Here is a 12,233-nt window from a genome sequence, read left to right as displayed (position 1 = left end):
AATGTAATTTTATTAATATAATATAAATTAAAATAGTGCTATGCTTTGTAATACATTTTCAATAAAATTATATCAGGCAATAGGTTATGTGCGAAAGTGCTCAGAACTCAATGAAATGTAGATGACTATTTGACTGTGAATAGTTATATAAATACTGCTGCTTAGAAAAGCAGAGTCAAACAAACAATAAGCTGATTTTCTATTTCCACCCATTGTACCGCATAAAAAAAGCCACTTACCTGCGTTGGGATAAGTGGCTTTTATACAAATGAGCGAGAAACGAGGCTCGAACTCGCGACCCTCAGCTTGGGAAGCTGATGCTCTACCAACTGAGCTACTCTCGCTGAAATACTTGGTAAGGCAAAAATACACCGCAGAAACCAATTTCCAATACTTGTGCGTATGGGTTTCTATAGGTTGCTTGCGCTGGCAAGCGCCTCTCTGGTTCCCAACCGCTTCTTTCTTTCAATTATGGCTGCAACGCCCAATTCTCGCTCCGGCGGTACTATTCATTTGCTGGTTGGTGGCGTACTGCTACTGGTGGAACTGTACTTGTTGTTTGGCCGCTACACCGAGTGGCAGGCAGGCAATTTCAATACCTTCGGCTTTGTCATCAATATTGCCTTGCTAATTCTGGCGGGCTACTTTTTGCGGGCCGGTTGGGAAATGCGTCGCGGCAAAAATAATCTGCTGGATTGAGTCCTGTTGTGCCGAAACTGCTGGGCGTTGTGGCGCTGCTACTGAGCGCTGCTCTACTGGTGCGCGTGTTAGTAAGCACCATCACGTATCTAATGGCTCCCCCGGCAGCGCCTACTACCAGTTTAGCTACCGGCAATACCATTGGCTACCTGCTGACGCTGGCACTGGCCATACTGGTATCTTTGTGGCTTGGAAGATGGGGCATTCGTCGCCTGCGTCGTTGATTTCACTAGAGTTATGTCCCTACCCCTTCGCATACTGGTAGCAAAGCGCACCCCCGAAACGGCCGAGAAGCTCGCTGCCTTGGGTCGCCAGACGTTTTATGAGACGTTTGCTGCCGATAATACACCTGCTGACATGGACGCCTACTTGGCGACTACCTTCGGGGCAGAGCAACAGCTACAGGAGCTGCAAGATCCCAGTGTCATTTTCCTGTTAGCTCAAATGCAGCAGGAGCTAGTGGGCTATGCTATGCTCCGTTTGAAATCGGACCTGGGCTTGGAACCGGGCAAAGCGGTGGATAACCGCCTGGAAATAGCGCGCCTCTACGTGCGCGAAGATTGGGTAGGCACTGGCTTAGGTGCTGCCCTGATGCGCCGGACCCTAGAAGAAGCTCGGGCGCACGGATGCCGCACGGTGGTGCTGGGCGTGTGGGAGCGAAATACGCGCGCTATTGGCTTTTACAAACGGTTCGGCTTCAAAGAAATTGGCCAGCACGACTTCACGCTGGGCTCTGATGTGCAGACAGATTTAATTCTGCGCAAAGGGCTATGAGGGCGGCCGGATACGATGCATTCGGTGGCAGCGTTACCTTTGTGGTGTGAATAATCTTACCAAAAGTATATCGGTACTAAGAATAACCATGTCGGCGGTGGGGGTAGAGGTGCTATGCCGGGTAGGATGGCTGAGCATAATACTGCTGTTGAGTGCCTGTTCAAGTCAGCCCGAGAAAGCGGATTTGCCGGTTCTGACGGGTCACTTTGAGGGACCCGTTACGTATCAAGGCACCGATTTGCGGGTGGTACTGGATGTGCGCGAAACAACGCCGGGCCAGATTCAGGCCGACATGCACTTCCCCGAAATTCCTGGTATCAGTTTTCCCGTGGCCAACCTGCGCTACCGGGAGCCGCAGCTGCACTTCGAGCAGCAGCCAGGGCAGCCGGGTAGCATCACGGTGAATGCTGTGCGCGAGGGCGACTTCCTGCGCGGCATTTTCACCTGGGACACCATTCAGACACAGTTTGTGTGGGTACGGCGCGGGCAAGCGGCCCCGCGGCCCTATCGCGAGCAGTCGGTACGGCTTCCAGGGCTGGCGGTCAAGTCTATGGCCTCGCTGCTGATTCCGCAGGATACGGCGCTGCGCTACCCGGCAGTGGTGATACTACCCGACCAGGCTACGGCAGGCGCCGCCGCTACCCGCGCCGACTTGCTGGCCCGCCACGGCTTCGTGGTGCTACTCCTGCCAGCCGTAGCCGCCGATTCAGCCAATGCGGCCGATTCGGTGGCCTACCATACCACCAGTGCCGGGCTAGCCGCCTGCCGCACCGAGAGCAGCATCGATACGGCCCATGTGGGCTTGTGGGTGCGCGGTGCCAATGCGGCGCTGGCTACGCAAGCGGCGTTGCAAGCCCAATCCAAATGCCGGTTTGCGGTGCTGGAAGGCGTGCCCGTCGTGTCGCGGGCTCAGGCGCAGCCATTCCAGCTACTGGCTCGGCAGCTGCCCGTGTTGGGCCTCTACGGCGCGGCCGATACTACCCTGAATGTGCGGGAGAGTGTCCGATACCTGCGCCCGGCGCTGAAGGGTAGGGCCAGCACCGTGCGCCTCTACCCTAATGCCAACCGCAACCTGACGGTGGTAGGCTACACCAATGCCCAAGGCCAGTGGCAGTGGCCCCAGCCGGCTCCCGGCTACGTAAGCGACTTGCTGACCTGGCTGCGGCAGCAAACCATACGGTAGACTAGCTAGCAACATCAGCGGGCAACAGAATACGTTTTGTGCTGCGGACCTATCCCCGTTATCTTCACCGATTGCCAGCCGGTAGGCAACGTGGTTTTGCGTTGCACAATGCCAGCGGGTGTAATGTCAAGCCCGCCAAAGCCCATTAGCACGGCTTGCAGTACCCCGCCCGCGCCCGTAGCAAAGTAGGGGTTTGTGCCGCCCTTGGTTTCGGCAATAACCCGGAATGGCGGCAGCAGATTAGGCTCGTATGCATCCCGAAAAAACTGCCGCGCCTTTGCACCATCGCCCAGGCGGGCATAGAGCAAGGCAAAAATGGCCTGGGTCATGGCCGGAGTGCCTTCGTTGGGCACGCGGGTTTCGTAGTACTCCAGGTCTTTTCTGATTTGTGCTGGATCGGTAATCACCTTCAGCGGGTAGGCCAGTAAATTGACGTCGCCCTGCTTGATGCCCTCGCCTTGGTAGGTGGCGTGTTCCTGTGTCACGCCATTGGGTAGGCGCAGGATAGGAATGTTTTGGGCCACCAGCGCCCAGTCGGGGTTGGCGGGTAGGCCTAGCAGCTTGGCCGCGGCAGTGGCATTTTGCAGATTTACTTTGGCGGCGGCATTGGTGAAGGCGTTGTTGTCCACGTTTTCAGCCCACTCATCGGCGGCTACCACGTTCTTGATGTCGTAGTGGCCGGGGCCGTTGCGCTCTACCCTGCTGGCCCAAAAGTCGGCGGTGGCTTGCAAGATGGGCCAGCCTTTCTCGCGGAGCCAGGCTCTGTCCTGCGTCACGCAGTAATATTGCCAGGCGGCCAGCGCCACATCGGCCGAGATATGGTGCTCAAACGGCCCGCTCAGCGCCCACACCGGCGTTTCCTCCACGCCCGAGTCGGCACTTTCCCACGGAAACATGGCGCCCTGGTAGCCGTGCGCAAACGCGTTGCGCCGGGCTGCTTCCAGCCGGTTGAACCGGTATTCCACCAGCGACTTCGCAATTTCGGGGTGCAGCACCAGTAGGGCCGGAAACATCCACAGATCCGTATCCCAGAACACGTGGCCGTTGTAGCCCAAGCCCGAGAGGCCCATGGGCGAAGGCGAAAAATCGGTGCCGGCCCGCGAGAAGCTGTAGAGGTGGTAGAGCATGCTGTGCACGTCCTGCTGGGCCTGCGCGTCGCCGGTAATCTGAATGTCGCTTTGCCACAGGTCTTGCCAGGCTTTCTGGTGGAAAGCCAGTAGACGCTCCTTGCCTTCCAGCCGGGCAAACACCGTGAGGCGCTCTACCTGATTCAAGGGGTCGGCGTCGTGGGCGGAGGTGAGGGTAGCGCCCGTCACACCGTAGGTATAAGCCTGCCCCGCCTTCAGCGTTTTGCCGAACTTCATCAGGTGCATGTTGCTGTCCCACATCTCATGAATGACACGCGGCTCCTGCCCGTGCGGTTCCGAGAATAAGAAGCTAGTGCTGGCGCACAGTTGCAGCTTACCGGTAGGGCTGCGGGCTGTGGAGGTAAGCAGGCTGATGGTGACGTGCGGGCGGTCGATTTCGTTGTAGTAGTTCTGCACGTCGCGTAGCGCATCAGGAGCTTCCATTACGCTGGCGGCCGTTAGGGTGAGGTCTTTTTTGGCGGTGATGGTTACGTCCATCAGCACGCAGTAGGGGAGGTGTCGCAAGGCGCGGTAGGTGTAGCTGATGGTTGCCTTGTCGCCATAGTCGAAGGTGGTGGTAAGCGAGGCGCCCCGCATATCGAGCTGCTGCCGGAAGTTGCGGGCGTCGGCCGGGCCCAGCCGCCGACCGTCAATTTCCAAGTACATGTTCAGCAGGTTGAAGCCGTTGAGGAAATTGCTGACCCTACCCCGGCCATACTGGTCGTAGGCGCCAGCCAGCACCACGCTTTTCACCTTAAACGGCTCGGGCGACGACACCACGCCCAGCATACCGTTGGCCACCGTCACGCCGTAATAAGCCGCCGGATCCACTTTGTCGGCCGATAGCACCCACGGGTCGGGCGATTGTGCGACTGATGGCAAGCAAAGCAACAGGAGCAGGGCCGCAAGGGAGGAGGGTAGGGAAAGACGCATCGTGTAAGCAAAAGAAAAGGTGTAGCAGCGAATAGAGAAGACACAATAAAACGTCATGCTAAACGGCCTGAAGCCTGAAGTGCGGGTACAGTCCGGCAAGGGTACCACAGCACATAGGAAACTTCATTCCGTTCAGCATGACGTTCTATCATGCACTACCTACCCAAGGATTAGTACCCTGGGTTCTGCGTGATGTTGGAGTTGATGTCGACCTGAGACTTGGGAATAGGATAGATCAGGTACTTTGGGTCGCTTTGGGGCTTGTCTTTGCGGGGTAGCAGAAACTTGCCGAAGCGAATCATATCCTGCCGGCGCCACGACTCGCCGTATAACTCCCGGCCGCGTTCTGCGAGGAGCATATCGAGCGTGAGTGTGGTGAAGGCGCTGGCTCCACGGCCTGGGTCAGTGCGAATGGAGTTGACGATGGCCAGGGCCGTGCCACCATACGGCCCGGCAGAGGTAGGCGTGCCTCCCCGCAAAATGGCTTCGGCCTTCATCAAGAGCACATCGGCCAGGCGGAAGGTCACGTGGTCATTCTCGCATCCGTTGCCGCCCTTGGCCTCGCTCACGTAGTCGACGGGGTATTTGATGGGACGTATACCTTTCGACTCCAGATCAGCACCCGTTTCAAAGAGGTTGATATCCTGGGTGAACATCAAAGGAGCTCCGCTGCGGGTTCTAACGATAGCCCCGGTAGTGAGGTCGTATTGCTGACCAACCAGAAAGCCCACATTGATGCGGTTGCCGGGGTTGGGTGGCCCACCATCCGTTTTGTAAGCCACGCCCCGCCGTTTGTCGTTGGCCTCAAACAGGCTGTAAAATTCAGAAGTAGTAGCCGGCCCGTTATAGCCGTTGACGGGCGCCATGTTGTAGTGCGACACAAACTTCCAGAAGTCGCGCGTGGGCCCGGCGTTGCCGAAGGTGTTTTCCTGCGTGAAGATGTTTTCGCGGCCGATGACGGTGTTGTTGGGCGCAAAATTGTCGAAAACGCTGGGGGCGAATGAGTACTTGCCGCTGTTGATAATCTCATCGGCCAGTTTAATCACCTGGTTCATATCGGCCGCACTGAAGGTAGGCGCTTGGCGGTTGGCGTACACCCCTTTGTTGAGGTAGCACTTCATCAGCAGGGCCCGGGCAGCATCTTTATTAGCGCGGCCGGCTGGTCCATCAGGCAGGTCTTTCTGCACGGCATTGATTTCGCTCAGAACAAAATCAAGCGCTTCGGTGCCTTTGCGTACCCGTGCCTGCGTACCCAGGTTTTCGCCGGGGTCACGGTACAACACCTGGTCGTAGAGGTCGAGCAGCAGATAGGTAGCCCACGCCCGAATGAAGCGGGCCTCGGCCTGCTGCTGCGTGCTGGGCTCAAAGCGCAACAGGTCGGTAGAGGAATAAATGATGCCCTCGAGCTGCGTAAACGTGTCGCGTACCCGCTCGTTGTTGGGAGTCCAGGTATGGTTGAACAGCTCCCTCCATTTGCCGTTGTCGTCCCAGTCTGGCCCACGGGTAGGCATAATCCGGGCATCGGTTGATACTTCCTCTAGCGCAAATACGCTCACGCAGCCTTGGATTGGGTCGCGTTGGGCGTTGTATACGCCGGTGAGCAGGGCAGCAGGGTCGCCCGCCGGAATTTGGGAATCACTTAGTTGGCCCGCTAGCCTTTCACTAACGTCGCAGCTATTAGCCAGCTGAAGCACGGCCAGCAAGGCAGCCGCACGCGTAAACTTATGGTACGTCATGATGTGTAAAGAACTGAGAGGTTACAGGGAGAAGTTGACGCCGAACGTGAAGGTGCGGGCGCTTGGGTAAGCCAGGTAGTCAATGCCCACAGAAGGCACCTGGTTGGCTCCTCGCTTAATGGTATTAATCTCAGGGTCGAAACCGTCGTATTTGGTGATGACGAACAGGTTTTGGCCCGTAGCATACACGCGGGCGCCTTTAAACACCGAACCAATGTTGCCGAAGGAGTACGCCAGCGTTAGGTTCGACATCTTCAGGTAGTTGCCCTTTTCGAGGTAGCGGGTAGTAGCCGCCGAGGGGTTGCCAATAGATTCTTTTACTGGATTTTCGAAGGTGGAAAGCGCAATGTTTTTGCCTGCTCCAATCTGACCTACGTTCCCTACCGCGTTGAGCGTGTTATTGTAGATGTACTGCCCAAAGGCACCGGTCATGTTCGCAACCAGCGAAAGTTTGCCGTAGCGGATGTTGGTGCTCAGGCCTAGCAGTGTCTTCGGGTTGGGGCTACCAGAGTAAGCAATGGCGCCAGGCGTATTGGCTAAGCCCTGCTCATTGAGGCCGGTATATTGGGGTAGGAAGAAGGCGTTGATGGGGTAGCCGCTCGTGATGAGCTGCGCCAACACGCCCGACAACCCTTGGCCGTTGATGGCCCCAGTGGTGATATCGGCCGTCCGCAGGTTTTTCACTTCGTTGTGGATGAAGGTAGCGTTGGCATTAAAGCCTACCTCTACCTTCTCATTGGTTACGATGGTAGTACCCAGCGCCAGCTCTACCCCGCGGTTCACAATCTCACCATCGAGGTTAGTCCAGCGAATGGCCTGCACTGGCGGCGCAGGCTGGCCTGGCAGCTGCGGAAACAGCAAGTCGGTGGTGGTTTTGTAGAAGTAGTCGGCCGTAAGGGTTAAGCGGTTGTTGAACACCCCTACATCAATACCAGCGTTGTACTGCGCATCCGACTGCCATTTCAGGTTTGGGTTGGCATCGTTGAGGGGCGCCTGGGCACCCAGGTTGTTGAAGGAGTAGCGCCCCTGAGCCGAGCCAGCCGGGAATTCCTGGTTGCCGGTGCGGCCGTAGCCAGCCCGCAGCTTCAACTGGGTAAGACGCTCCGTTGGGAAGAAAGACTCCTGGCTCAGATCCCAGGCAATAGCGAAAGAAGGGAAGTAGCCTACCCGGTTGTTCGGACCAAACTTGCTGCTCTCGTCCCGGCGCAGCGTGCCGGTTAGCACGTACCGGTCTTTGTAGTTCAGAATGGCCCGGCCAAATACAGACTGTAGCTCCGAGGAAGGATCAACGAAAGAGGACAGCAAACGAGACCCCGAGGAAGCGCTCTGAATGTAGTTCGTGTAATCGAGGCCATAGTTACCGAAGCCACCTTGCTCGGGGTTGCCGTACGCATTCACGTTGGAGCCCTGGTTCGCAAACTTCGTGTATTCGTAGCCCAGGAGCGCGTTGATGTTCAAGCCATCAGTCACCTGCTTGTTGAAGGTGAGGGTATGCGCAATTTGCTGGGTCGTCAGTTCATTTTGGCCAATGCTGGCGAAACCTTGATTTTGAATACCAGGGTAGTTGATAAGGCGCTGATCAATGGAGGTACGCCGCTCGCCGGTGTTGTAGTTGACGCTCACCAGCATCCGATACTGAAGCCAGTCCGTGAACTTGTAGTAGGGAGCGGCACTGGCCAAAATGGTTGTCACCCGGGAGTTGTCGTTGTAGTACTCCTGGCTGGCTACGGGGTTTACCACGTCGCCGGGCTGCACGAACAGCGTGCCATCGGGGTTGCGCAAGGGTTGGGTAGGGTTCCACTGCAACGCCTGGCCAATGAGACTGCCCCGGAAGCCGGCATCTGTCGTGATGTTGGCCAATTGCTCGCGGAACTGGCTGGTGGCAATGTTCACATCCAGCCCAAGCTTTTTGCTTTCTAGAAACTGAAAGTTGGTAGACAGGTTGGCGCTGTACTTTTTAAACCCTGTCTTCTTTACAATACCATTTTGGTCGAGGTAGCCAATAGAGAGGCGGTAACGGCCGGTTTCGCCGCCCCCGCTCATGGCTACGTTGTAGTTCTGGAGGTAGCCGGTGCGCAGAATCTCTTTGAGCGCATCCACATCGCCACCTTTGTCGTTGGCAGCCGGAGCACCATAATAGGTGATAGCCTCACGATACTGGCTGGCATTCAGGAACTCGGGCCGCCGCAGCAGGGTAGAGAAACCATTGGAGATGCCCACGTTCAGGATCGGAGCGCCGCTTTTGCCTTTTTTCGTGGTAATCAGCACTACGCCATAGGCCGCCCGTGAACCGTAGATAGCCGTAGCCGAAGCGTCTTTCAACACGGTTACTGCCTCCACATCGTCGGGGTTGAGGAAGTTGAGCGGGTTGCTATCTGCGCCCGCGCCTACATCGGTAGAAGCCACCAGGCCCGGCCGGGCCGTACGGCCATCAAGCGGCACGCCATCTACTACATACAGCGGCTGACCGGTGCCCGTTACAGCCGAGTTGCCGCGGATGCGAACAGTGGCCGGTCCGCCGGGCTGGCCGCTGTTGTTGCTCACCTGCACACCCGATACCCGGCCCTGAATCAGCTGGTCGGGCGAGGTGAAAGTGCCCCGGTTAAACTCCTTTTCCGTCAGAGTCGTCACGGAGCCGGTCACGTCCTCCTTGCGGGCCGTACCGTAGCCTACCACCACCACATCGCCCAAAGCCTTGGAGTCTTCCTGCAAGCTGATTTGCACGGTAGACTTACCCGTGATGTCGACGCGCTGCGAGGTGTAGCCTACCGACGAAATCGCCAGGGTAGTGGTAGCTGCGGGCACTTGCAGCTCAAACGAACCATCGGAGCCGGAGCTAGTGCCGACGGTGGTGCCGGGAATGATAATCGTAACGCCTGGCAAAGCGTTAGAATTAGCGTCTGTTACTCTACCCGAAATAGACCGGGTAGCTTGCGCCAGACCGGAAAAAGGGAGAAAAACAAACAAAGCCGCCAGAACCATCAGCAAAGTCACATGCCAGGTTTGGCGGCTACTCGTTTGCCGGGCCGTAGCTGGCACAGACGAGTGATACCACATGTAATTGTTGTTCATACGCTGAAAGAATGAAGTGTGGGAATTTGTACCGAAAACGTTTGAAATATATCGAAATCGTTTGCAGAAATCCTTTTCGAGCGCGTATATTTTTTTGCTATCCTCGAATAGCGAGGAATGATACTTATACCATAACTATGTGAGTAGGAGCACTAACCAGCTAGTTTAGGTGCGTCTTGCTTCGAAACATATTGCCCACAGGCAAGGAAATAGCCCTGTTGAGCTTGTGTAACCGGTTTACAGAACAGCTTTGGGCTACTTGAATAACAGCGAAGTGTCGAATGTTACGACCAGGCTAGGCCCGGAGTGTACTCCGGACCTAGCCACGCAACGTCGTACGAATGCAAGTGCTTAAATCAGCAGTAGCCCCTTTTCTCGCAGCAGTTGCCAGGTAGGGGATTGTAAAAACGCCTCAAACGACTGACCAGCTTCTGTTGGGAAAGTAGCCGCCGCTTCCTTGAGCAACTGTTTGGTATTGTAGTCAGTAGTGAGGCGGGTAAGCAGCGCGTGCAGCCAGGTACCGAGGGTAGGGCTGGTCTTCAGTTCGAAATCCTCGGCCTGTTCGTAAAACGTAAGCACGGCGCGGGCGCCTTTTTTGCCGGCTTCCTGACGCAGTTCGGGCGCGTTGCCCAGCCAGAACAGTCGGTTATTCTGCCGAGCAAAGTCGGGTTTGCCGGGCTCTTGCAGCGCCTGCTGAATAAGATGGCGTGGCACGGTAGAACGGGGCGTTTTGAAATCGAACCAGAAGGAAAGTGGCTCTTGTAAAGCCACGCCGTGCATGTAGTTGTAAAGCGCCTTGGCTAGGCCGGGACCAAACCGCTCGTGGTCGGTGCCGGTAGGGTCGTCGTGCCACAGGTCGTTCCAAGCGAAGGTGCCGGGCTTGGGACCAATGGCCTCTACCTGGTACTTTGCCGGATTCTTGCCCACAGGCGAGTGCGCCGTCATCGAGAAGCGGTGCCAATAGCCGCTTTGCACAATGCCCGCCCCAAACAACTGCCGCACCACTTCCAGCGAGTCTACCGTCTCCTGCGCCGACTGGGTAGGGAAACCATACATCAGATAGGCATGTACCATGATGCCAGCCTGCGTGAAGCCATCTGTCACGCGGGCTACCTGGGCAATGGTGACGCCCTTCTCCATGAGGGCCAGCAGGCGGTCGGAGGCCACTTCCAGACCCCCACTCACAGCAATGCAGCCCGAAGCGGCCAGCAGCCGGCACAAATCGGGCGAGAAGGTTTTCTCGAAGCGAATATTGCCCCACCACGTAATGCTCACGCGCCGGCGTAATAGCTCCACGGCCAAGTCGCGCAGGGCCAGGGGCGGGGCAGCCTCATCCACAAAGTGAAAACCCGTTTGACCCGTCTGGGCAATAATCTGCTCGATGCGGTCGACCAGCAGGGTAGCGGGCGCGGTTTCGTAGCGGCTGATATAGTCCAGCGTTACATCGCAGAAAGAGCAGCGCTTCCAGTAGCAGCCGTGGGCAATGGTGAGCTTGTTCCAGCGGCCGTCGCTCCAGAGGCGGTGCATGGGGTTCAGTACCTCAATCACCGAGAGGTAGTCGGCGAGCGGCAAATCGGAGTAGTCGGGCGTGCCTACCTCAGGGTGTGGAATGTCGGGGAAAGGCTGGTTCACGTATTCCACCTCGCCGGCCGCATTGCGCAGGAAGGTGCGCTGAAAGGGTAGGGCAGAGGCTAATCCGTCATTTCGACCAGCGGGAGAAATCTCGTGTGCTGACTCCTGCAAAAAATTACTATCTGCCATCAGCACGCGAGATTCCTCGACAAGCTCGGAATGACGCTCTTTTCGCGCCAATTCTTCACCCAAATACTCCAGCAACCGCAGCCACGGCCCCTCGCCGTCGTCCAGCGTGAGGTAGTCGACGTAATCAAAAAACCGCGGCTCTTTCAGTTGGCGCAGCTCGGTGTTGGGGTAGCCGCCACCCATCAGGGTTTTAATGTGGGGGCGCAGCTGCTTAGCCCGGCCCGCCAGCCGCAATGCCCCGTACAGGTTACCCGGAAACGGCACTGAGAAGCCTACTACATCCGGCTCCACGCGGGCCACTAGCGCGTCCAGCAATTCCTCCAGCATCTGGTCCAGCAGGTTGGGCGTAGCTTGCAGCGCCTCGTGCAGCGGATCGAACGACGTAGCCGACATGCCCAGCTTTTCGGCGTAGCGCGAAAAGCCAAACTGCGGCCCTACCGTTTCCTTAATCAAGTCGCCCAGGTCTTCGAGGTAGAGCGTAGCCAGGTGGCGGGCCTGGTCGGTGAGGCCCATCGTACCGAAAGCGCTTTCTAGATCGGCCACGTTGTCGAAACGGCTGGCTTCGGGCAGGTAGCGAGCGTGGCAGATGCGCGGCGCCAGGGTGGTATCCTTGTTTTGCAGGAAGCGAATCACCGGCCCGATGGTAGTGAGGTAGCTGCGTTGCAGGCGCACCATGCGACGCGCGTTGTCGCTCAGTTCGAAGCTGCCTTGTTCGATAGCGGCAAACACGCGCTTCAATCCTTCCTGCGAGAACAGCTTCAATACCAGCTCCAGCCCCAGGTCGGCCTGCGTGACCTGGTAGCCGCGCCCCGTCAGAAAGCCTTTAATATAGGCCGTGGCCGGATAGGGCGTGTTCAGCTGCGTGAGCGGCGGCGTGATGAGCAGGATGCGAGGAGTAGGCAACGTGGGCACGGGAGCAACAACCGCAACGGCGCGGCAAAGGTGCCC

General features: G+C 57.3%; 8 protein-coding genes and 1 tRNA gene. 4 read left to right on the top strand and 5 right to left on the bottom strand.

Features of this window, described 5'->3' with window-relative positions; all coding sequences use genetic code 11:
• Nucleotides 1-271: 271 nt before the first annotated feature.
• Nucleotides 272-344: transfer RNA gene (locus H8B15_RS14275), tRNA-Gly, on the bottom strand.
• A 127-nt stretch (nt 345-471) separates the two neighbouring features.
• Here H8B15_RS14275 and H8B15_RS14270 point away from each other — a divergent pair.
• Genes H8B15_RS14270 through H8B15_RS14255 form a run of 4 tightly spaced genes read left to right on the top strand, consistent with a single transcriptional unit; the run spans nt 472 to nt 2,656 of the window.
• Nucleotides 472-699, top strand: coding sequence for a hypothetical protein (locus H8B15_RS14270; RefSeq protein WP_187320346.1), 228 nt, complete (start codon nt 472-474; stop codon nt 697-699).
• On the top strand, nt 696-923 hold the full coding sequence (locus tag H8B15_RS14265) for a hypothetical protein (protein WP_187320345.1): 228 nt from the start codon (nt 696-698) through the stop codon (nt 921-923). The genes H8B15_RS14270 and H8B15_RS14265 overlap by 4 nt, the downstream gene beginning before the upstream one ends.
• A 13-nt stretch (nt 924-936) precedes the next feature.
• The gene (locus H8B15_RS14260) at nt 937-1,473 is read left to right on the top strand and encodes a GNAT family N-acetyltransferase (RefSeq protein WP_187320344.1); all 537 of its coding nucleotides are present in this window, start codon (nt 937-939) and stop codon (nt 1,471-1,473) included.
• 46 nt (nt 1,474-1,519) lie between these two features.
• Entirely contained in the window at nt 1,520-2,656 is a 1,137-nt protein-coding gene (locus H8B15_RS14255; protein WP_187320343.1) for a hypothetical protein, read from the top strand.
• A 14-nt stretch (nt 2,657-2,670) separates the two neighbouring features.
• Here H8B15_RS14255 and H8B15_RS14250 read toward each other — a convergent pair whose 3' ends face one another.
• From H8B15_RS14250 to H8B15_RS14235, 4 genes are all read right to left on the bottom strand, one after another.
• Entirely contained in the window at nt 2,671-4,716 is a 2,046-nt protein-coding gene (locus tag H8B15_RS14250; RefSeq protein WP_187320342.1) for a kojibiose hydrolase, read from the bottom strand.
• Nucleotides 4,717-4,886: 170 nt separating this feature from the next.
• On the bottom strand, nt 4,887-6,452 hold the full coding sequence (locus H8B15_RS14245; protein ID WP_187320341.1) for a RagB/SusD family nutrient uptake outer membrane protein: 1,566 nt from the start codon (nt 6,450-6,452) through the stop codon (nt 4,887-4,889).
• Between the two features lie 21 nt (nt 6,453-6,473).
• A complete protein-coding gene (locus H8B15_RS14240; RefSeq protein ID WP_216859154.1) occupies nt 6,474-9,524 on the bottom strand; it encodes a SusC/RagA family TonB-linked outer membrane protein in 3,051 nt (1,016 codons plus the stop codon).
• A 351-nt stretch (nt 9,525-9,875) separates the two neighbouring features.
• Complete coding sequence (locus H8B15_RS14235; protein ID WP_246455491.1) at nt 9,876-12,188, bottom strand: B12-binding domain-containing radical SAM protein; 2,313 nt, start codon at nt 12,186-12,188, stop codon at nt 9,876-9,878.
• Nucleotides 12,189-12,233: the final 45 nt, after the last annotated feature.

The sequence above is a fragment of the Hymenobacter citatus genome, from assembly GCF_014333615.1.
Classification (GTDB): Bacteria; Bacteroidota; Bacteroidia; order Cytophagales; family Hymenobacteraceae; genus Hymenobacter; species Hymenobacter citatus.
The sequence above is the reverse complement of the archived record's forward strand: the minus strand, read 5'-3'. Positions and strand labels throughout refer to the sequence as shown.